The organism is Prauserella isguenensis, from assembly GCF_014191605.1.
GTDB lineage: Bacteria > Actinomycetota > Actinomycetes > Mycobacteriales > Pseudonocardiaceae > Prauserella > Prauserella isguenensis.
This window is the reverse complement of record NZ_JACHWU010000001.1, coordinates 477,816-498,274: the sequence shown is the minus strand read 5'-3', so window position 1 is coordinate 498,274 and position 20,459 is coordinate 477,816. Positions and strand designations below refer to the sequence as shown.

The 20,459-nt window shown below is 68.3% G+C and carries 16 protein-coding genes; 7 read left to right on the top strand and 9 right to left on the bottom strand.

Going from position 1 to position 20,459, the window contains the following annotated elements; all coding sequences use genetic code 11:
• The first annotated feature begins 480 nt into the window (after positions 1-480).
• Positions 481-1,803 carry an HNH endonuclease signature motif containing protein gene (locus FHS23_RS02320; RefSeq protein ID WP_183647015.1) on the top strand — a complete coding sequence of 441 codons (1,323 nt, stop codon included), beginning with the start codon at positions 481-483 and terminating at the stop codon, positions 1,801-1,803.
• Here the strand turns inward: FHS23_RS02320 and FHS23_RS02315 are convergent.
• Positions 1,736-4,441, bottom strand: coding sequence for an arabinosyltransferase domain-containing protein (locus tag FHS23_RS02315; protein ID WP_343053740.1), 2,706 nt, complete (start codon positions 4,439-4,441; stop codon positions 1,736-1,738). The two genes, FHS23_RS02320 and FHS23_RS02315, sit on opposite strands and share 68 nt — an antisense overlap.
• Before the next feature lie 527 nt (positions 4,442-4,968).
• On the opposite strand from FHS23_RS02315, the gene FHS23_RS02310 reads away from it, so the two are divergent.
• Entirely contained in the window at positions 4,969-7,134 is a 2,166-nt protein-coding gene (locus FHS23_RS02310; protein ID WP_183647009.1) for an ArnT family glycosyltransferase, read from the top strand.
• Between the two features lie 153 nt (positions 7,135-7,287).
• On the opposite strand, the gene dprE2 is transcribed toward FHS23_RS02310, so the two are convergent.
• Together dprE2 and dprE1 are read right to left on the bottom strand one after the other, a co-directional pair.
• Positions 7,288-8,043 (bottom strand): decaprenylphospho-beta-D-erythro-pentofuranosid-2-ulose 2-reductase, encoded by a 756-nt coding sequence (gene dprE2 / locus FHS23_RS02305; RefSeq protein WP_183647006.1) that lies wholly within the window; start codon positions 8,041-8,043, stop codon positions 7,288-7,290.
• Positions 8,040-9,437, bottom strand: a complete 1,398-nt coding sequence (gene dprE1 / locus FHS23_RS02300; protein ID WP_183647002.1) for a decaprenylphosphoryl-beta-D-ribose oxidase — start codon at positions 9,435-9,437, stop codon at positions 8,040-8,042. The genes dprE2 and dprE1 overlap by 4 nt, the downstream gene beginning before the upstream one ends.
• 195 nt (positions 9,438-9,632) lie before the next feature.
• Between dprE1 and FHS23_RS02295 the strand changes: the two genes are divergently transcribed.
• Both FHS23_RS02295 and FHS23_RS02290 read left to right on the top strand, forming a co-directional pair.
• Positions 9,633-10,070: a GtrA family protein gene (locus FHS23_RS02295; protein ID WP_183650636.1), complete on the top strand. Its 438-nt coding sequence runs from the start codon at positions 9,633-9,635 to the stop codon at positions 10,068-10,070.
• A 146-nt stretch (positions 10,071-10,216) separates the two neighbouring features.
• Complete coding sequence (locus FHS23_RS02290; protein WP_183646999.1) at positions 10,217-12,124, top strand: glycosyltransferase; 1,908 nt, start codon at positions 10,217-10,219, stop codon at positions 12,122-12,124.
• Positions 12,125-12,183: 59 nt separating this feature from the next.
• Here the strand turns inward: FHS23_RS02290 and FHS23_RS02285 are convergent, their stop codons facing one another.
• Positions 12,184-12,426, bottom strand: a complete 243-nt coding sequence (locus FHS23_RS02285; protein WP_183646996.1) for a hypothetical protein — start codon at positions 12,424-12,426, stop codon at positions 12,184-12,186.
• Positions 12,427-12,574: 148 nt separating this feature from the next.
• Between FHS23_RS02285 and FHS23_RS02280 the strand changes: the two genes are divergently transcribed.
• Positions 12,575-13,345, top strand: a complete 771-nt coding sequence (locus FHS23_RS02280; protein WP_183646993.1) for an ESX secretion-associated protein EspG — start codon at positions 12,575-12,577, stop codon at positions 13,343-13,345.
• Positions 13,346-13,411: 66 nt separating this feature from the next.
• On the opposite strand, the gene FHS23_RS02275 is transcribed toward FHS23_RS02280, so the two are convergent.
• The 3 genes from FHS23_RS02275 to FHS23_RS02265 form a co-directional block, all read right to left on the bottom strand.
• Positions 13,412-14,830: a GntP family permease gene (locus tag FHS23_RS02275; RefSeq protein ID WP_183646990.1), complete on the bottom strand. Its 1,419-nt coding sequence runs from the start codon at positions 14,828-14,830 to the stop codon at positions 13,412-13,414.
• Between the two features lie 132 nt (positions 14,831-14,962).
• The gene (locus FHS23_RS02270; protein WP_183646987.1) at positions 14,963-15,901 is read right to left on the bottom strand and encodes a sugar kinase; all 939 of its coding nucleotides are present in this window, start codon (positions 15,899-15,901) and stop codon (positions 14,963-14,965) included.
• Complete coding sequence (locus FHS23_RS02265; protein ID WP_183646983.1) at positions 15,898-16,599, bottom strand: bifunctional 4-hydroxy-2-oxoglutarate aldolase/2-dehydro-3-deoxy-phosphogluconate aldolase; 702 nt, start codon at positions 16,597-16,599, stop codon at positions 15,898-15,900. Before FHS23_RS02265 ends, FHS23_RS02270 begins: the two co-directional genes overlap by 4 nt.
• Before the next feature lie 103 nt (positions 16,600-16,702).
• Between FHS23_RS02265 and FHS23_RS02260 the strand changes: the two genes are divergently transcribed.
• A complete protein-coding gene (locus FHS23_RS02260) occupies positions 16,703-17,443 on the top strand; it encodes an IclR family transcriptional regulator (protein WP_183646979.1) in 741 nt (246 codons plus the stop codon).
• A 41-nt stretch (positions 17,444-17,484) separates the two neighbouring features.
• On the top strand, positions 17,485-18,630 hold the full coding sequence (gene dgoD / locus FHS23_RS02255) for a galactonate dehydratase (RefSeq protein ID WP_183646976.1): 1,146 nt from the start codon (positions 17,485-17,487) through the stop codon (positions 18,628-18,630).
• A 48-nt stretch (positions 18,631-18,678) separates the two neighbouring features.
• Here dgoD and glfT1 read toward each other — a convergent pair whose 3' ends face one another.
• Together glfT1 and wzt are read right to left on the bottom strand one after the other, a co-directional pair.
• A complete protein-coding gene (gene glfT1 / locus FHS23_RS02250) occupies positions 18,679-19,578 on the bottom strand; it encodes a galactofuranosyltransferase GlfT1 (protein ID WP_183646973.1) in 900 nt (299 codons plus the stop codon).
• A 1-nt stretch (position 19,579) separates the two neighbouring features.
• Complete coding sequence (wzt, locus tag FHS23_RS02245) at positions 19,580-20,458, bottom strand: galactan export ABC transporter ATP-binding subunit Wzt/RfbE (RefSeq protein WP_183646971.1); 879 nt, start codon at positions 20,456-20,458, stop codon at positions 19,580-19,582.
• Between the last annotated feature and the right edge of the window lies 1 nt (position 20,459).

Here is a 20,459-nt window from a genome sequence, read left to right as displayed (position 1 = left end):
TGGTCCTACGTCCTTCGAGTTGCCGGGAGTCCGTGCTTGCGCCGGTTCCCGGGCGTGGAAGCAGCCGGTGTCGACGGCGTCGTGTGCGACCGGTGCTGGTCGTCCGGGTCCTCGGTCGGTGGTGGGATTCCCGTCACTGACCGGCACCTGGGCCGACGGTTGTGATCTTCGCAGGGCGGCATCGCTGCCGAGCGTCATGATTTCTCCTCTGCAGGGTCGGCTGTGTCGTCGGCGCGGCCGACGCGTCGGGCTGGCCCCCCGGGGTCGTTCGTGTCGTAAGGATGTCGGTGGTTCGTTGTATAGGTGGTCCACCGGGTCTTCGGGCCGGTCGGTCTCATGTCGATGGCCGACCTCTCTCCATGCGATTCAACCGGGCCGGCCGCGATCAGTCGATAACCCGATCGTGTTATCGAACGTGAGTTTGACCGTTCATTGATTTTATGTGTACTTTCGTGAGCAGCTGCGAACGAAGGGTGACTCATGGATCTCGATGCCGTTGTCCGCGCACGAAGACGAATCGCACAGGCGCAGGCTGATTATGTCCGCGAACTCCGTGCTCTCGTCGCCGATGGTCCGGGTGGGGCCTGCGGCGAACCGGTCGCTGCCGAGTTGGCTGTGGCCTTGGCGGAGTCCGAACATGTCATACGTCGAGAACTCGCGCGGGCGAAACAATTGACCACGCGACTACCTCGAACGCTGCAGGCATTATCCGACGGTGATATCGACTTGCCGAAGGCGGCGAAGGTGGTCGATCAGACCGAAGTGTTGTCCGCCGACCGGGCCGCCAGGGTCGACGAGATGATCACCGGAAAGCTTGTGGGACGTGATGCCGGTTCGATTCGGCGTATCGCCTATCGAGCCGTGCACAAGGTCGACCCGGAGGGCGCGGCCCTACGGGCAGCTCAACGGCGCGAACGCCGGAAGGTCGAGATCGTGCATCGCGATGATGCGATGGCCTCGATTTCGGCCACTCTGCCTGCAGACGCGGCGTCGGCGACGTACGCATCTCTCGACCGGATGGCCAGGTCGGCGCGCAACCATGGCGACGCCCGAACCATGGATCAGCTGCGGGCCGACAAACTTGCCGAGTGCGTCATAGGCCGTTCAGGTGGCCGGCCGGGCTCTGCAAGGGCGGAGATCTATGTACATGTCGACCTGCCGACGCTGATGGGGCTTGCCGAGAATCCGGCGCATCTCGCCGGACACGGCCCGGTACCGGCGACGGTCGCCCGCCGGATCGCGGAGGATCCCACGTCCACGTGGAGGAGGGTGGTGACCGACCCGCTCAACGGTGCGCCCCTCGAGGTCGATCGTAAGCGGTACCGGCCGACGAAGGCGGTGGCCGACTACGTGAAGGTACGTGACAAGGAATGCCGGTTTCCCGGTTGTCACCGCCCTGCCGCGTACGTCGACCTCGACCACGTCACGCCACACGGTTGTGACGGGCCGACCTGCGCGGCGAACCTCATCGGACTGTGCCGACACCACCATGTCGTCAAACACACCGCCGGATGGTGGTTCGAGGTCGAACCCGACGGAACCCTCCATATCACGACACCGCGCGGTGCATGCCATACCAGTCGTCCCCCTGTGGAGTTGTGCGACAGCGTCGCAGCAGGCGAACGTACGGGCGTGACAGTCGGTGGCGAGGACGGATCGAACACGGGACCCACACGTGGCCGTCGGGCGCGGAAGCGGAGGCGGCGCGCGAACCGGTGCGGTTCCGGCAACGGCTTTAGCGGTGCACGCGCGTCATCCGGAGATCACGCATCGGGGCGGGATAGTCGAGTCGGAACACGCTGATCGGCTCGGAGAGCTTGTCGCCGCGAAGGTATGTGGGAACCGGTTTCTGTGTTGCGAGTTGCATCAACGGAGCATAAGGACCGCCCTGGCTCGATATGTAGGACACGCTGCCGATGTCGCGGATCGCCGGTCCGGATGCGAAGCGATAGCGGACCGGCTCGACAGTGCCGTCGGCGACGGACGGTGGGCGACGGCATGGCATCGTGAAGGCTCCCACCCAGTCGAGCATGACGGGTTCGGATGCGGGCACGAGCTCGGTCGAAGGAACGGTCTTCGGCAACCGTGGTGCACCGGCCGCGACCCATCCGTCGCCGGGACGTTCGTCGACCATCCTCAACCGGACCATCGTTGCGTTGCGCGGGTCGAACCGTGCTTCCGTCCATTCCGGAGTCAGAAGAACGGACTGAGAGTCGAGGAGTTTGCCGGCACTGTCGGCGAATTCCACTGTTGCCGATACGGCCCCGGTGCCTCGTGCAGGAATGACTACCGGTGGTGCGGCGGGGGAGTCACTGCCGTCGGGCAGTCGATACCAGGATGTCGTGACCTCGCCGGGGCGCCCATTGCTGTGCCACACGGGGGCCTCCGTACTGCCGTACGGCTCGAGTAGCCCATGTCGCGGAAATGAGCCGTTCGTGGTGAAGCCGTTCACCGTAGGGAATCCGGAGCTGGGAAGCATGCCTGCCGAGACATCCGGTTCGACTTGAAGCCATTCTTCGATGCCGCATGGATCTCCGCCCAACGCGGCGACATTGGCCGCGCCGGTCGTATAGGTAGCGGCTCGCGGCACCATCGCATACGTCATCGTGCCGACCTCGACCACGACCACGCCGAAGGCGACGACAGGCACGAACCATGCGGGGGTCAGCCAACGCCACGCTCCCGCGAGTCCGGCGACGGCCAGTACCAACCCGGCGCCCAAGGCCAGGTCGGCTGCGTCGATGCCGGCCACCCCGGGCGGAACGTCCGACCACTTGACGTTCAATGCACCGAGGAACCACCACCGCAACGGAGCCCCGATGCCCACCCACACGGCGACCGCCAGGCCGGCGCACGCCAATGACAACTGCCAGTTGCGCTGCAAGGCTTTGTGCGCGATCGCGTGCACGACCACGGCGACGAGCAAGGTCGCCACTCCGGTGAGGACGCCGAAGTGATGGGTGTACTTCGTGGGGGTAAGTGCGAGTGCGGCGAAGTAGAGGACCGACGTGATCAGGAGGCGCCGCGTCGGTGCCGCGGCCACTTTCGGCGTCCGCCGCAGGACGACCAGTATCGCCAGAACGGCCATGCCAAACCACAGCAAGAGCACGGGCAGTCGCCGGTTCAGTCCGCCCTGGAGTGGATCGAACAGCCACTCGTAGCGCTGTCCTTCACCAGTGATGCCGTAACTAGGGCCGATCTCGGTACGTACGTCGACGGCATGCAGGACTGCATCGATTGATTGGTCGTGGAACATCAGCAGCAGCACCGAGGCCCCCGCCGCGAGCAGTACGGCGATCGCGCGCAATCCGTGTGCACGCACCGTCGGCCAGGCAGCAGGAAACGCAACGAGTAGCTGCAGGAAGACGGCGAGGCCGGTCGGCGTGACGGCTGTCGTCGCACCCGCGGTGACGACGGAGCAGGCGAGGAGTGACAGCCTGCGCGTCGCGATGCCCCGTTCGACGAGCGCCAGCGTGGCCAGCGAACCGAGCATCACCCATGGTTCGGGGCGCAGGCCGATGCCGAACTGCACGGTCCACAGGAGGAACACTCCGCCCGCGGCCCAGCGGGCCACCGTGATTCTTCCCTTGGCGAAGCGCGGAACCAGCACGCGGTCGATCAGCAACCAAGAAACAAGGCACACGACAAGTGACGGAAGGCGAAGCCACAGCGTGGTCGTGCTGATCTCCACCCACGGCCGGTACAGCTCGTAGAACCAGCTGAACGGTGCTTCAGGGGCGTTGAACCACCGCATGTAGTTGCCTACGAAGCCGGTGTCGGCCGACGACAGGATCATCGAGACGATGTATCCGTCGTCCACTGTGGCGGCGCCGATCATGGCCCAGACGACGAGCGTTCCCGCAACCACTCCGTCCAGCGGTCGAGGGCGGACCCACCCGTGAGGAAGCAACCGGGGTCGACGCGGTTCACGACGCCGAAGAGCGAGCAGCATTCCGACGAGCGCACCGATCGCGATGAACCCGGCGGCAATCTTCAGGACGCTCGGATTCGACGCGTATCGCATGTCCGGGGTGACCTCCACCGCCAACCCGGTCGTGGTCGTGATGTCGGTGAACAGGCCGTTGACCGCGGGACGTTCCGATGTCCGGCCCTGTTCGTGACCGTCGACGTGCACGGTGGTTCCCGACGGACCCGAGACAACCTGCCATCGGCAGGTATCGGTCAGCGGCGCAGTGGCCAATCGGGTCTGGCCGAGCGTGGCGGTGACCCGCCCGTCCGACACCCGCACGGAAAGCCCGCGCGGGGCGGGCTGGACGCCGTCGGATCCCGTCGTCGACAGGAGAACGCCGCTGCCGAGTGAGACCGCGTCGGCGCACGAGAAGGTCACGTCCATCCGTTGCGGCGCATAGGGCAGCAGCGGGAGTGTCGTGTCCTCGGGAGCGCCGGACGGCCACGTGTATGTGGTCGTCGCGTGGTCCACAGGCGCCAGGACGAACGCGAGAGAGGCGATCGCCGACAGCAGACCCAGCAGCGTCGCGGAGAAGCGGCGAAGGTTGCCGTTCGGAGCGGGGCGGCCGGGCGCGGTCGTGGAGGCGGTCACAACCCGCACTGTAAAGACTCGTGCCACTCCACGGAGTAATGCCTGTGTGCTGCAGACTTACGAGTTGATTACGCCGAACAGTGGAAGTAAGTCATGACTGGTCGCAAGCGCACAGCGGTGGTCGTTGCGGTGTCCGGGTCAGGCCCCATCGGTTCGGCGCTCCTCGAAGCGAACTGTCTGTGGTTCGACCGTGATCGCGAACCGCGCACACCGGAGTACCGCCTGCTGTACGCCACCGGACCGGGACCCGGACACCTGGACCGTGCATTCCGACGCCAGAGGCGTCGGCCACTTCACACTGGTGCGCATCCGTTGACGCAGGCGTTTCGTTTTCGCGCAGACCCGGTAGCTTGTCCCTGGCCGAACGGGTAGGAGCGATGACGACGACACACGAGGCGGACGCATCCATGACCGCGCAGAGTGACGGCGGCCCGACCAGCGACGACACGGAGGTCGAGGCCTCGACCGACCGCGCCTCGGCGGGCAACGGGGCGGGACGGCTCCGGCGGGTGCTGTCCCGGCGGGACCCGCTCGCGTGGTTGCTCGGCGCCGTCGCGGCGCTCGTCGCCGTGGTGTTCGTCGTGGTCGACCTGGCATGGAACCAGGGCACCTTCATCGCCCCGCTCGACGACGTCTACATCCACCTGCAGTACGGCAAGCAGCTCGGCAGCGGTGAGCTGTTCCGATTCAACCCGGGTGACCCGATCAGCACGGGCGCCAGCAGCATCCTGTACTCGTTCGTGCTGGCCGTCGGATGGCTGCTCGGTTTCAGCGCCAACGGACTGCTCGGTTACGCCGTCACCACGGGCATCGTCTGCACCGCGTTCGCCACGGGCTTGACCTACCACCTGGGCCGGCGGCTCGTGGGACGCGCGGTCGGTGTGTGGGCAGGCGTGCTCACGGCCGCGTCCGGCCCGCTGATGTGGGGTGCTGCCAGCGGGATGGAGGTCGGCCTCACCGCCCTGCTCGCCGTCGGCACGACGTACCTGTTCGTGCTGGAACGTCCCGAAGGCCGGTTCCGCTGGACCCCGGTCGTGGCAGTGCTGCTCGCGCTCGTGCGCCCGGAGGGCATGGTGCTGGCGATCGCGCTGACCGGCGCGATGCTGTGGACGACGCTGGGTGGCAGGCGCGCAGGAGAGACGCGACGTCCCCGAGCGGCGTTGTGGGCGCTGCTGCCGTTGGTCGCCCCGATCGGCCAGTACCTGTTCTACTGGATCGCCACCGGCACGTTCTCGGCCAACGGCGTGCAGTCGAAGTCGCTGATGTCGGACCGGCCCACGTTCTACATCGGGGACTTCGTCCAGCGCGCCACCGAGAACCTGCGCGGCGCCGTCGGCTTCTTCAACGGCATGACCGGCCAGAACTACGCCTTCCCCGGCATGCTGATCGTTTTCGTGCTCGGCCTGGCGTACCTGCTGGTCAAACACCGCCGTTGGCGCTCGTTGGCCGTGGCGCTGGCGGTGGCGTTCGCGGGCATCGTGCTGTCGGTGTCGACGCTGTCGACGGCGCTGATCCACGAGCTGCGGTACTTTCAGCCGTTCCTGCCCATCTACATCGTCGGCACGGTCATCGGTCTGTACGCCGTGTCACGCCTCGTCGCGCGCGGCCGGTTCCGGCAGGCGGCACTGCACCTGCTGCCTGCGGTCGCGCTGCTGTTCTCGCTGATGGCGCTGCCGCAGTGGGCGTGGCGGTTCGGCTGGGAGTCCGCGACGATCCGGGACACGAACGTATCCGTCGCCGCGTGGCTGCGCGGCAACCTGCCGCCCGACGCCGTCGTCGGCGTCAAGGACGTCGGCGCGGTCGCGTACTACAGCGACCGCAAGGTCGTCGACACGATCGGCCTGACCACGAACGGGTTCGCCGAAGCCAGCAACCACGGGCCCGGCGCGCTGTACGAGAAACTGCGCACCATGCCCGAGGGCGAGCGGCCCGACTACTTCGCCGTGTACGAACAGTGGCCCGGCGCGGCGATGCACTCGTTCGTCGACACCGGAGTGTTCGCACCGGACCCGGAGATGACGTTCGAACTGAACGTGCCGCGCGACAGCTCCGGCTGGAGCATCGTCCCGTTCGACGAGCTGAAGGTGCGCAAGGCCAACTGGAGCCTCGCGGGCACGGGCGACGCCGCCCCGGTCCGCGGGGACGTGCGGGACCACGTGAACATCGGATCGCTCGACTCCGAAGAAGCCCACGGCTACGCGCCGCAGATGGAACAGCCCGGCGTGCAGCCCTACACGGACCTGCGGCGGCAGGAAGGCATCATCGACAGCAGCCGGTACATCCTCGGCGGCGAAACGTTCCGCATCGGCAACCTGAAACCCGGCGAGGACACGAAGCTGACCAGCCGGGTGATGGTCAACGGCATCGAACAGTTCGTGCGCGTGCGCGTCGACGGGCGCGCGGTCGGCGTCTGGGACCTCGGCCCGAACCGCGATGCCTGGCGCACCCGCTCGTTCGACATCCCCGGCGAATTCGTGACGAGGCCGGACGCCGAGATCACCCTCGAACCCGTCCGACCGCTGCTCAGCCCGTACCCGGAGTACACCAGCTACGGCTACTGGGTCACGCAGTAGGCGACACGCCCCCGCCGACCAGAAGCCCCACCCGACATAACCGCACCCCACGAAGAGCAGCGGCTCCGCCACCCCGGTCGGGTGGCGGAGCCGCTGCTGCAAGCGCTGCGATCGGTCAGGCGCTGCGGTCCGGCCGAGCGCTGCGATCCGTCGTCAGATCGGAAGTTTGCGGAAGATCGGGCGCGGCACGTGCCGCAGCGCCGACATGACCCAGCGGAACGTGCCCGGGGCCCACACGAGGTCCTTGCCGCGGCGTGCGGCGTCGACGGCGATGTCGGCCACCGATGCCGCCGTCTGCTCCAGCGGGGCCTTGTCCATGCCCTCGGTCATCTTCGTGCGCACCTGGCCGGGGCGCACCACGGTCACCCGCACGCCGTACGGCGCGAGCGCCTCACCGAGGCCCAGGTAGAAGCCGTCGAAGCCGGCCTTCGTGGAGCCGTAGACGAAGTTGGACCGGCGCACCCGTTCGCCGGCGACCGACGACAGCGCGATCACCGAGCCGTGGCCCTGCTGTTTGAGCCGCTCGGCCAGGGCCACGCCGACCGACACAGGAGCCGTGTAGTTGACGGTCGCCATCTCGACGGCCTGGGCGTGGTCCTGCCACGCCTCCTCGGCGTCGCCGAGCAGGCCGAACGCCACGACGGTCACGTCGATGTCGCCGCTCGAGAACGCCTTGTCGATCACCAGAGGATGCGAATCGGTGTCGGCGGCGTCGAAGTCGACGGTCTCGACCTCGGCGCCCGCGCCGCGCAGGCGCTGGGCGGCCTCCTCGAGGCGGGGCGACGGCCGGGCCGCCAGCACGACCCGCAGCGGCCGCTGGGCCAGGTACTTCTCGGCGATCGCCAGCGCGATGTCCGAGGTGCCGCCGAGAAGCAGCAGCGACTGGGGGTTTCCCACCGCGTCGATCACAGTTCCAGCCTCCTGGCCATGTCGGAGATGAAGATGCCGTAGGGGTCGACGGAGTGGCGGATCTTCTTCCACTCGTCGATACGCGGGTACATGCGGTGGAACGTCTCGGCGGTGGTCCGCGAGTCCTTCGCCGTGTACAGACGTCCGCCCAGCTCGAGGACCATCCGGTCGAGCTCGTTGCACAGCTGCGCCAGGCCCGGCTTGATCGGGAAGTCCAGGCACACCATCCAGCCCGGGTGCGGGAACGACAACGGCGCCGGGTTGCCCTCGCCCATGCGCTTGAACACGTTCAACGCCGAGTAGTGCCCGGAGTGCGCGACCTTCTCGACGATCCGACGCAGGCCCTCGTTCGCGCCGAGCGGCGTGCTGAACTGGTACTGCAGGAAACCGTTGCTGCCGTAGCCGCGGTTCCACTCTCCGACCAGGTCGAGCATGTGGTAAAAGGCCGTGATGTTCTGGATCGCGCCGCGGCCCCCCTTCGGCGTGGACCGGTAGTAGAACTCGCCGATCGCGCTCAGCGACAGCTTGTTCATCAGGCCGTTCGGGAAGACGTCCGGCACGGTCAGCAGCTGCGGCGCCGAGAACTTCAACGGTTCGCTGCGCAGCTTCGGCGGGAGGTCGTCCAGCGTGGCCAGCGACCCGCGCGCGAACGCGCCCCGGCCGAGCTTGCGGCCCTTCGAGATCGTGTCGAACCAGACCGACGAGTACGTGTAGTTCTCGTCGGAACCGTCGCTGATCAGCTCGAGCGTGCCGTCGAGGTCGTCGGTGCGGTCGTTGTCGACGATGAAGTACGCCGTCTCCGTGCGCGTCATCCTGATCCGGGCACGCACGATGATGCCGGTCAGGCCGATGCCTGCGACGGTGGCCCAGAACAGGTCCGCCTCGGGACCGTCCGGGGTGAGACTGCGCACGCGGCCGTCGGCGGTCACCAGGTCCAGCGACACGACGTGGTTGCCGAAGCTGCCCGCGCTGTGGTGGTTCTTGCCGTGGATGTCGTTGGCGATCGCGCCGCCGATCGTCACCTGCCGCGTGCCCGGCAGGACCGGCACCCACAGGCCGTACGGCAGGGCGGCCTTCATCAGCGAGTCGAGGCTGACGCCCGCGTCGACGTCGACGATCGCGCTGTCGGGGTCGATCGAATGGATGCGGTCCAGGGAGGTCATGTCGACGACGAGGCCGCCCGCGTTCTGCGCCGGGTCGCCGTACGACCTGCCGAGGCCGCGCGCGATGACTCCGCGCTCACCCGCCTGCGCGACCGCGCGTGCGATCACCTCGACGTCGGGCGTGGCGAGCACGTTCGCCGTGGTCGGGGCCGTCCTGCCCCACCCGGCCAGGGTGCGCCGTTCGATGTGCCGTTCGGGAGTGGGTGTGCTCACTCGAGCCAGGGTAACCATCTCGAGATATAGCCTGTCTCCGGTGCCACAATGTCCGATCCCTACACTCGATAACCACGCGCCCGAAAACGGTGCGCGGCCGTAAGAACTCACGGCCGGAACGCAGGCAGGCAGAACGCATGCCGGTAGAACAGTGGGTCGGCAGAACAGCAGGTCCGCAGAGGTCCGCAGAACAAAGGTGCAGCGGTGACAACGATGGAATCTCCCGCCGGCGAGGTGGCGAAGTCCGCATCGCCCGGACTGGTGTCGCAGATCGCCCGGTTCGTTCTCATCGGCGGGTTCTGTGCGCTGGTCGACTCCGGTCTGTACTGGTTGTTGCTGCAGGGCGGCACGTGGGTGCATTTGGCGAAGGCGATCAGTTTCATCGCGGGCACCACGACCGCTTATTTCCTTAACCGCCGCTTCACGTTTACCGCCGCCCAAAAGGGCGGGGCCGGTCAGATCGGCGGGTTCGCTGCGCTCTACACCACGACGTTCTTCGTCAACGTCGGAACGAACGCCCTGATGCTCGCGATGCTGTCCGACGACTTCCGGTGGCGGGTCGCGGCTGCGTGGGTCATCGCGCAGGGCACCGCCACGGTGATCAATTTCGTGATGTTGAAATGGGTCGTGTTCCGTGAATCCCGCGGCTGACGAAGCCTGGTGCGGACCGGTGCGCGACGGCCTGTACCTTACTGGCGTTCGCGCGTTGGAGTGACACCGGTGAGGTGTCGATTCCGCAATGTGAACACGTCGAACTGCAAATCCGGTGGCCCTGTACTACTTGGAGGACGCCCCTCATGTCCGGTGAAGCAACAGTGACGACCGAGTCGACGGCCGGCGCGCTGTTCACGGCCCACACCCCGGCGTCGGGGCGCCTGCTCGCTCAGCGCGGCCTGTTCGAGGGCCCGTCGGCGATCGTCAGCAAGGACCTGTACCTGGATGTGGTCGAGGGTGTCGCGTCGCGTGACCGCGAGACCGTGACGCTGGAGCCGTCGGCCAAGGCCACGGGCAACACGTACTTCGGCCGGTTCCCCGCGTCGTACTGGCAGCGCTGGACGACGGTGCGGTCGGTGTTCGTCGAGGCCGTCGTGAGCGGCTCCGGAACGCTGATGGTGCGTGCCTCGGACGTCGCGGGCGACTCCCGCACCGTCGCCGCCGAGTCCATGACCGACGTCGTGCAGCGCACGGTGACGCTCGAGGCGAAGCTCGACAAGTTCGTCGACGGCGGCGGGCTGTGGCTCGACCTGGAGACGGACGCCATGGAGCGGCTCACCGTCTCGGCGGTGCGCTGGACCGTCGACGCCCCCGAGACGGTTCGTCCGACCGCGGTCACGATCTGCACGATGAACCGCGCGGACGACTGCCTGTCGAACCTGCGCACCCTCGCCGACTCGCTGCCCGCGCTGGAGACGCTCGACGCGATCTACGTCGCAGACCAGGGCACCGACACGGTCGACTCGCGGGACGGGTTCGCCGAGGTCGCCGGCGCGCTGGGCGACAAGCTCAGGTACGTCAAGCAGCCCAACCTCGGTGGTGCAGGCGGTTTCACCCGCGGCCTGTACGAAGTGGCGGGGCAGGCCGCCGGCGACCACGCCAACGTACTGTTCATGGACGACGACGTGCTGCTCGAGCCGGACATCGTGATCCGGCTGACCGCGTTCTCCAACAAGGCCGCCAATCCGATGATCGTCGGCGGCCAGATGCTGAATCTGCTGCACCCCAACCAGCTGCACGTCGGCGCTGAGTACGCGCAGCTGAACGCCCTGCAGCCCGGTGTGCCGGTGCCGCACAGCCCGGAGACCGCCGACCTGCTCGGCGTCAACCCGAAGACGGGCAAGGCGACCCGTCAGGAACGCCGGCTCGACGCGGGCTACAACGGTTGGTGGTCGTGCCTGATCCCGTCCGAGATCGTGCAGAAGATCGGCTACCCGATGCCGTTCTTCTTCCAGTGGGACGACGCCGAGTACAGCTACCGTGCCCGCGCCGCCGGGTTCCCCACGGTGACGTTGCCCGGTGCGGGCGTGTGGCACGCCGACTTCCACTGGAAGGACTGGGACGAGTGGCACCGCTACTTCAACCTGCGTAACTCCATCATCACGGCGGCGCTGCACAGTCCGTTCGACCTCAACCTGCTCTCGCGGGTGCTGATGGCGCAGGTGATGCGTTACCTGCTCGGCATGCAGTACGGCCTCACGGCAACGTTGATCAAGGCCGTCGAGGACTTCCTCGAAGGCCCGGAGATCCTGCACGACGGCGGGGTCGCCGCGATGAAGGAGATCCGGGAGATCCGCGCCCAGTACCCGGAGACGAAGCGGCACGACCCGACGAACGTGCCCGGCATCCCGTCGAACGACATCGTCATCAACAACACCGCGCCGCGGCCGAGCATGCAGCGTGCGGTGCTGGTCAAGCGCATCCTCAACCGTGCACTCGGCAAGCACCGGTTCGCCATGGGCGCCATCCCGGCCGACGAGGCCCACTGGTGGCACGTCGCGCTGTTCAAGACGGCCGTCGTCACCGACGCCTCGCAGGAGGGCGTGCGCGTGCGGTCCTACGACAAGGACCGCATGGTCGACCTCGGCAAGCGGGCCGTCCAGGTAGTCAGCCGTCTCCGCAAGGAGGGGCAGGCCGTGCAGGCGCAGTACAAGCGCGCCATGCCGGAGCTGACCAGCCGCGAGAACTGGAAGCGCCTCTACGAGCTCTGATCCCCGCGGGTGTTCGGCATGCGCCGTCCGGTATCCGCGGGGTCACCGCGGGCTCGCCGTCACCGCATGCCGAACACCTTGCCGGAACGCTGAAGGTCGTCGACGTACGCGGCGGCCACGTGGGCGAAGTTGACGTGCACGGTGCGGTCGTCGGCGTCGCGGATGCTCTGCACCGACCCGTGATCGAGGTACAGGTTCACCTGGCTTGCCACCTCGTCGACGACGTCGGCGTGCAGCGGGAAAACCAGTGGTTCGCCGCCGCTGACGAGGTGCAGCACGAGCGCGGGCTTGGTTTCGGCCATACCCCACCCTGGCCACCTCCGACCCGTATCGGCAAGACGGTTCGCCCACAGCGGATCGGCGCGGGTCACCGCTTCCTCAGGAGTGGCTCCGCCCGGCGCGGCGGGCTGCTAACGTGCTGGCCGCAGGCGGAGCAGAACCGGGGGAGAGATGGCGCGATCGTTCTCACTGTCGCTGGTGGCAGTGGACATCCTGCTCGAGCAGTACAAGCTCGGAAGGTCGCCGTTCCCGTTCGAGATCCCGCACATGGGCACGACGCACACCCAGCGCAACCAGGTGCGTGAGGCCGTGTACCGCGACCTCGAAACCCGCGGCCTGGCTCGTGGCGGCAGGTTCGAACCGGACGCCGAGACCGCGTTCGAGGCGTTCATGCGCGCACCGCTGATCGTGGCGTTGGCGGGTCGACTCGCCGACGACCAGGAGATCTATGCGCGTGCGGTCTCCGACGGCCAGTTCGCCGTCCTGGTGCGCCAGGACGGCAACATGCTGACGTTCACCGAAGTGCGGCCCACGAACTTCGTCGCGGAGCTGGTGGACCTGTTGCCGCTGACGAAACCTGCGCCCGGCCAGTCGATCACCGTGCCGGTGCCCGCCGCGCGCAAACCACGGTCCGCGGACGGATACGATCCGTTCGGCGGAGTCCAGGCGCCCCGGTCGTCGCAGACGGCGTCACAGGAACGCGCCGTGGCCCGCATGTTCGAGAAGACGATGGACCGCGTCGGGTTCATCACCGCCTTCGTCCCCGGCGACGGCGGCAGGCCGGTCAAGCTCGACCCCGTCATGTGGTTCGACAACGAGGACGGCAGGCATCTCGGCACCCAACGCGCCGCCGAGGACGGCCAGAAATGGGCCACGTACGCACCTGCCGACAACGCCCGCATCGTCTCCCAGCTCTACACCCAGCTCGAACCGTATTTGTAGCGGCGTAGCCCGGCGGTGCGGGTCGCACCGCCGGGCTACGCGTCGCGGTCCGGCTGCGCGGCGGTGCTAAGCGAAGATGCTCAGCACCAGCACGAAACCGAATCCGATGACGCCGATCAATGTCTCCAGCACCGTCCACGTCTTGAGTGTGGTCTTGACGTCCATGCCCAGGTAGCGGCCGACGAGCCAGAACCCGGAGTCGTTGACGTGCGAGAGCACGGTGGCGCCACAGGCGAGCGTGATCACCAGCAGGGCGCGGTACAACGGTGTCACGCCTTCGGTCGCGGCGAGGGTCGGCGCGATGAGGCCGGCTGTGGTGGTGAGTGCGACCGTGGCTGAACCCTGGGCCACGCGCAGTCCGGTGGAGATCAGGAACGCCGCGAGGATGAGGGGAATGCCGAGGTCCTTCAGGGTTTCGGCCAGCGCCTGGCCGATGCCGCTGACGTAGAGCACCTCACCGAACATGCCACCCGCGCCGGTGATCAGGATGATCGCGCAGACAGGCGCCAGCGCTCCGTTGACGATGTTTTCCACCGAGGCGCGGGAACGGCCGCGGCCGAGCACCACCAGGCTGACGAGGGCCGTGACGAGCAGTGCGATCGGGGTTGCGCCGAGTACCCGCAGTGCCTGCACCCAGGTCGCGTCGGCGTCGACGACGCCTGCGGTGCCGAGGGTGTTCAGGCCGGTGTCGAGGAAGATCAACACCATCGGCAGCAGGAGGATCGCGATGACCGTGCGGAACCTGGGGTAGGGCAAATCCCCGGTCGCTGTGTCTCCATCAGCCGAGTCGCCGGTGCCGGAGTTGGTTCCTGACGCACCGGCGAGGGAGAGGGCCGGCACGGCCAGGTCCACGCGGCGTCCGATCATCTTGCCGCCGACGTAGCCCGCGAGGTACCAGGTCGGCACCGCGATCGCCAGGCCGACGAGCAGCACGAGGCCCATGTCGGCATCGAGGAACTCGGCGGCCGAGACCGGGCCGGGATGCGGCGGGACGAAGGCGTGCATCACGGCGAACGCACCGAGCGGCGGCAGCGCGTAGAGCAGCACCGAACCGCCGAAGCGCGTGGCGACGCTGAAGATGATCGGGACGAACACCACGAACGCGGCATCGAGGAAGATCGGGAACCCGAAGAACAGGGCGGCGACGCCGAGAGCCAGCGGGGCCCGTTTCGCGCCGAACCGGTTGACCAGCGAATTGGCCAGGACGTCCGCGCCTCCCGTGACTTCCAGCAGGCGGCCGATCATCGCGCCGAGGCCGACGAGCAGGCCGACTTCGGCAAGGGTGGTACCGAAACCGCCCATCAACGTGTCGACGAGCTCGTCGAGTGGGATCCGCGTGCTTACCGCGGTCAGCACGCTGACCAGTACGAGTGCGATGAGTGCGTGCACCCGGAACTTGATGATCAGCAACAGCAGCAGTGCGACGGCACCGGCTGCGATCGCCAGCAGCGGGCCCACTCCGTAGGCCGGCGTTATCTCTTCCATCGGTTTCCTTTTCTCAACACTGAGTGAATTCTTGTGCCCGGGGTTCGGTGATTGCGCTGTGGGTGGTAACGGGTTCGGTGGCCCCGTTCGGCTGTGCTGCCCGGACTCGGGCGCGCAGGTCGGCGCGGTCTGTCAGCGGGTGACGTCGCTGGTGTCGGCGGCGAGCTCACTGCGGTCGGGGAGGCCTTCCCAATCGCCTCTGACCGCGACGGTCAGTGCTCCGGCCGCGGCCGCGTCGTCCAGTCGCTGCCGTACGGGATCGCCGCGGAGCCGGGCGGCCAGGTATGCGGCGGCGAAGGAATCGCCCGCGCCCACCGGGTCGACGACGGTGGTGGGCCGCGGCGGAACCGTGACGATCTCCCCATCGGTCAGGGCCACCGCCCCGTCCCCGCCGCGTTTGATGACGACCTCGCGCGGTCCGAGTGCGGCCAGGGCGTGGGCGAGCTGTGCCGGGTCGGAACCGTCGACGAGCAGTCGCGCCTCGTCCTCGGTGGCGAACAATACGGTGGCTGCCGATGCCAGCGGGTGCAGTGCCGCGGTGGCCTCGTCGGGGGTCCACAGTGCGCGGCGGTAGTTGAGGTCGAAGGAGATCGGCACGCCGGCGGCGCGGGCCGACTCGGTCGCGGCGAACGCGGCGTCGCGGGCGGACTCGCTCAGTGCGGGCGTGATGCCGGTCAGGTGGAGTGCGCCGGCCCGCTGGACCGCGGTCTCGTCGACGTCGGCCGGTCGCAGTCGGGACCCTGCGGAGCCGGTGCGGTAGTAGGAGACGCGAGTCCGCGTTCCGGTCCGCCGCTCCTTGACCATGAGCGCGGTCGGCGCGTGTTCGTCGGTCAGCACGTGCTCGGCGGGCAGTTGCTGACCGGCGAGGGTCATCCGGATGAGCCTGCCGAACTCGTCGTCGCCGACGCGCCCGATCCACGTGGCCTGGCCTCCGAGGCGGGCCACGCCGATCGCGACGGTCGCTTCGGCGCCGGCGACGCCGAGGGTCAGGTTCGGCGCATGCCGCAGCGGTCCGACGATGGGCGACGTGAGCACGGCCATCGCCTCGCCGAGGGTGACGAGCCCGCTCATGCGGCGGCCCCGGTTTCGGCCAGGAATGCGTGGGCGCGCCTGCGCAGCTCGCCCAGGTCGCCGCCGTCGAGGGCGTCGCCCAGCAGCGGACTGCCGATGCCGAGTCCGCACGCCCCGGCGTCGAGGTACGGGCGCACGAGATCCAGCGTCACCCCGCCGGTGGGCAGCAGGTCGATGTCGTCGAGCGGGGCACGGAGTTCGCGGATGTAGCCGGGACCGCCCAGGCTCGCGGGGAAGATCTTGACGGCCGTCGCGCCGAGTTTCGCGGCGGTGGTGACCTCGCTTGCGGTGAACGCACCGGGAAAGTAGCCGAGGCCGCGTGCGTGCACCCGGGCCGCCACGTCGGAGTCGGTGTCGGGTGCGACGACGAACCGCGCGCCTGCCTCGGCGGCACGATCCACTTGCTCGGGCGTGCGCACCGTGCCCACGCCCACCGTGGCGGACGTGCCGTGTCGCTGCGCGGCGCCGCGGACGGCGTCGAGCGCGCCGGGGGTGTTCATCGTGATCTCCAGACAGCGCACGCCGGCGTCGACGAGCGTGTCCACGACCGCGTCGATGTGGTCACCGGAGCGTCCGCGGAGGATCGCGACGACCCGCGTGCTCCGCAGGGCCTCGCCGAGCAGAGTCCCGCTTTCGGGCGTGCTGCCGGCAGCACTGCTTTCGGAGGCCCCGTCCTGCGGAGTGTTCGTCGAGCGCATCGTCATACCTTCGGTGAGTCCGTGGGTAAGTTGCAATATTTGCAAACCCTTTGTAAATTCTGCATCAGTCTGTACGCTGCGCCGTCGAAGGTCAAGGAGTGAGATGTCGACAACCGTTGCCAAGGCAGTGCTCGTGCTGCACCAGCTGGCCGACGGTCCGCGGTCGCTGTCAGCGCTCGCCGATGCCGTGGGTGTGCACTCGTCCACGGCGTTGCGCATGATTCAGCCGCTGCTCGCCGACGGGCTGATCGCACGCGGCGGTGACGGGAAGTACCGCCTCGGCCTGCGGCTCGCCGAGCTCGGCCAGCAGGCGCTCGACAACGTGGATCTGCACGGCGCGGCGCACGGCCACCTGCTGGAACTGGCCGAGGACGTCGGCGCGACGGTGCACCTGGCGCAGCTCATCGACGATGCGATCGTCTACGTCGACAAGATCGAACACCCGGCGACGATGCGGATGTGGTCGCGCGTCGGGCGTGCCGTGCCGCTGCACACGTCGTCGGTGAGCAAGGCGATCCTCGCCCGCCTCGAGCCCGAGCTGCGGGACCGGCTGATCGCCCGGTGCGGGTTCGAACAGCACACCGACGAGACCATCACCACCCGCGAGGCGCTCCTCGCCGAGCTGCGCGTGACCGCCGACCGCGGCTACGCCACCGACCTGGGCGAGTTCGAACCTCTCGTGCACTGCATCGGTATCCCCGTGCCCCAGTCGTCCGGCGTCGACGCGGCCGTCTCGGTTACCACGATCCAGGCGTCCCCCGACGTCGACGCGCTCCGCGGGCTGGTTCCCCGGCTCGCCACCGCGGCGACGGCCATCGCCGCGGACCTCGGCCACCGCGGCTGACCCGGCCGCCCTTACCCAGTACCGAACAGGAGAAGTCGCCCGTGAAGATCACCAGCATCAAGACGTACCTGATCGAGCCTCGCTGGCTGTTCCTCCGAGTGGAGACCGATGACGGCATCGTCGGCTGGGGAGAACCGGTCGTCGAGGGCCGCGCGCACACCGTCGCGGCAGCGGTCGACGAGATGTCGGACTACCTGATCGGCGCCGACCCCACGCGCATCGAGGATCACTGGCAGGTGCTGACGAAGGGCGGCTTCTACCGGGGCGGACCGATCCTGTCCAGCGCGGTGGCCGGCATCGACCAGGCGTTGTGGGACATCCGCGGCAAGTCGCTCGGTGTGCCGGTGCACGAGCTGCTGGGCGGGGCGGTGCGGGACACGATGCGGATCTACTGCTGGATCGGCGGCGACGAGCCCACCGAGGTCGGTGAGGAGGCCGCCAGGCAGGTCGAGGCCGGTCTGACCGCGGTGAAGATGAACGCCACCGGGCGGATGCGGCCGCTGGAGACGACCGCGCAGATCCAGGCAGCCGTCGACCGCGTCGCAGCGGTGCGCGAGGTCATGGGCCCGGACCGCGACGTCGCCGTCGACTTCCACGGCCGGATCTCGCCGGCCGTGGCGCGGGTACTGTGCCGTGAACTGGAACCGTTGCAGCCCATGTTCGTCGAGGAACCGGTGGTGCCGGAGCTGTCGGCGGACATCGGAAAGATCTGCGCGTCGACGACCATCCCCATCGCCACGGGTGAGCGGCTGTTCTCGCGGTGGGACTTCCGTGACGTTCTGCCGCAGGGCGTCGCCGTGGTTCAGCCGGACCTGTCGCACGCGGGCGGCATCTCCGAATGCCGGCGGATCGCGGCGTTCGCCGAGGCCTACGGCGTCGCGCTCGCACCGCATTGCCCGCTCGGCCCGGTGTCACTCGCGGCCAGCCTGCAAGTCGACTTCGCCAGCCCGAACGCGCTCATCCAGGAGACGAGCCTGGGTATTCACTACAACCAAGGTTCGGACCTGTTGGACTACCTGGCCGACCCAGCGGTGTTCGCGTTCGCCGACGGCTACGTCCAGCGGCCGACCGCGCCGGGCCTGGGTGTTGAGATCGACGAGGCCGCCGTCGCGAAGGCCGCGGAGACCGGGCATCGGTGGCGCTCCCCGATCTGGCGCCACGAGGACGGCGGTTTCGCCGAGTGGTGACCGACGGTGCTACGCGCGGAGGATTGCCCCGGCGAGAGGGTGCGCGGGTCAGTAGCGGTAGAAGTGTTCCCTGCGGCCCTGGCGGACGAGGCGTAGCCACTCGACGAACGCCTTCGGATCGCGTTTCACACCCACGAAGTACAGGCCGAACCGGGCGATCTCCAGGGCGCCGATCTTGCGCATCCCCGGCTGCGACAGCAGGAACCCCCGGTTGCGGTACGTGTAGTAGCGCTTGACCTCGTTCTCGGGGTCCTGGGCGTGGAACCGGCCCCCGAGCATGGGCTTGAACTCGTCCGACCCGTTCGGATGCAGGTACGCCGCACGCAGCGAGGTGCCGAACGGCAGCCCCGACCGCGCGAGCCGCCGGTGCAGCTCCACCTCGTCACCGCGGAAGAACAACCGCAGGTCGGGCACCCCGGTCACCTCGAGCGTCGAAGCGCGGAACAGTGCACCGTTCATCAGCGAAGCGATACCGGGCAGGAAGTCCTCGCCGAGCTCGGCTGACGTGCGTTTCCACGTCAGCCCGCGCCGCAACGGGAACGCCAGCTTCTCGGGCTCGTCGATGTTGACGACCATCGGCGACACCTCGGCGAGCTCTCGCCGCTCCGCCTCGCCGAGCAGCGTCTCCAGGACGTGCTCGTCGGCGGGCCTGCCGTCGTCGTCGGCGAGCCACACCCACTCGGCGCCGAGCGCCAGCGCGTGCAGCATGCCCAGCGCGAACCCGCCGGCGCCGCCGAGGTTGCGATACGACGGCAGGTACGTGACGGGCCGCGAGTACGCCTCCACGACGTCGCGCGCCGACTCCTCATCGGGGCCGTTGTCGACGACGATCAGGTGGTCGACGGGCCGCGTCTGCGATTCGACGACCTTCAGCGACTCCGCCAGCAGCTCGCGGCGGTTGCGAGTGACGACGACGGCGGCGACCGCGCCTTCGGGGAGGGCGCCCATGTCAGCCGCCGTTCGCCGGAGCCGTGGCGGCGGACGTGTCGGTGGCCTGCCCGTTCGCCGTGCCGTCGGAGGGCTTGGCGAGGTCGTCGGGGTTGGCCTGGCCGAGGCGTTCCAGTACCTCGCGGCTGACGTTCTGGAACGGGTCCCGGCCCTTGTAGCCGGTGAGGACCTCGCGTAGGCGGCCGTGCTGGCGCACCCGGCCCTCGTCCATCCACATGGCCTGGTCGCACAGCTCGAGCAGCAGCTCGTCGGAGTGGCTGGCGAACACCAGGATTCCCGAGCGCTTGACGAGGTCCTTGAGCCGGTCGCGGGCCTTGTTCATGAAGGACGCGTCGACCGCGCCGAGGCCCTCGTCGAGGATGAGGATCTCGGGGTCGATCGAGGTGACCACGCCCAGCGCGAGGCGCACGCGCATACCCGTGGAGTAGGTGCGCAGCGGCATCGCGAGGTAGTCGCCGAGCTCGGTGAACTCGGCGATGTCGTCGATGCGCTTCTCCATCTCCTTGCGGCTCTTCCCGAGGAACAGGCCGCGGACGATGATGTTCTCGAAACCGGAGGTCTCCGGGTCCATGCCGACGCCGAGGTCGAACACCGGCGCGACCTTGCCCGTGACCTTCGCCGACCCGCGGGTGGGCTCGTAGATGCCCGACAGCAGCCGCAGCAGCGTGGACTTGCCCGCGCCGTTGTGGCCGACGAGGGCGAGCCGGTCGCCGTCGGAGAGCTGCAGGTTCACGTCCTGCAGCGCTTCGATGATGGGGACCTTCGAGTCCGAACCGATCTTGCCGCCGACCTTGCCGAGGACCCGCTTCTTCATCGACCGCGTCTTGGCGTCGAAGATCGGGAAGTCCACGTAGGCGTTGCGGACGTCAATGCTGACCATC

Excerpts from the sequence above, each read along its gene's own strand:
- FHS23_RS02320 (WP_183647015.1), top strand. The coding sequence starts at position 481 with ATGGATCTCGATGCCGTTGTCCGCGCACGAAGACGAATCGCACAGGCG.
- FHS23_RS02310 (WP_183647009.1), top strand. The coding sequence starts at position 4,969 with ATGACCGCGCAGAGTGACGGCGGCCCGACCAGCGACGACACGGAGGTC.
- dprE1 (WP_183647002.1), bottom strand. The coding sequence starts at position 9,437 with ATGGTTACCCTGGCTCGAGTGAGCACACCCACTCCCGAACGGCACATC.
- FHS23_RS02295 (WP_183650636.1), top strand. The coding sequence starts at position 9,633 with ATGGAATCTCCCGCCGGCGAGGTGGCGAAGTCCGCATCGCCCGGACTG.
- FHS23_RS02290 (WP_183646999.1), top strand. The coding sequence starts at position 10,217 with ATGTCCGGTGAAGCAACAGTGACGACCGAGTCGACGGCCGGCGCGCTG.
- FHS23_RS02285 (WP_183646996.1), bottom strand. The coding sequence starts at position 12,426 with ATGGCCGAAACCAAGCCCGCGCTCGTGCTGCACCTCGTCAGCGGCGGC.
- FHS23_RS02280 (WP_183646993.1), top strand. The coding sequence starts at position 12,575 with ATGGCGCGATCGTTCTCACTGTCGCTGGTGGCAGTGGACATCCTGCTC.
- FHS23_RS02275 (WP_183646990.1), bottom strand. The coding sequence starts at position 14,830 with ATGGAAGAGATAACGCCGGCCTACGGAGTGGGCCCGCTGCTGGCGATC.
- FHS23_RS02270 (WP_183646987.1), bottom strand. The coding sequence starts at position 15,901 with ATGAGCGGGCTCGTCACCCTCGGCGAGGCGATGGCCGTGCTCACGTCG.
- FHS23_RS02265 (WP_183646983.1), bottom strand. The coding sequence starts at position 16,599 with ATGCGCTCGACGAACACTCCGCAGGACGGGGCCTCCGAAAGCAGTGCT.
- FHS23_RS02260 (WP_183646979.1), top strand. The coding sequence starts at position 16,703 with ATGTCGACAACCGTTGCCAAGGCAGTGCTCGTGCTGCACCAGCTGGCC.
- glfT1 (WP_183646973.1), bottom strand. The coding sequence starts at position 19,578 with ATGGGCGCCCTCCCCGAAGGCGCGGTCGCCGCCGTCGTCGTCACTCGC.
- wzt (WP_183646971.1), bottom strand. The coding sequence starts at position 20,458 with ATGGTCAGCATTGACGTCCGCAACGCCTACGTGGACTTCCCGATCTTC.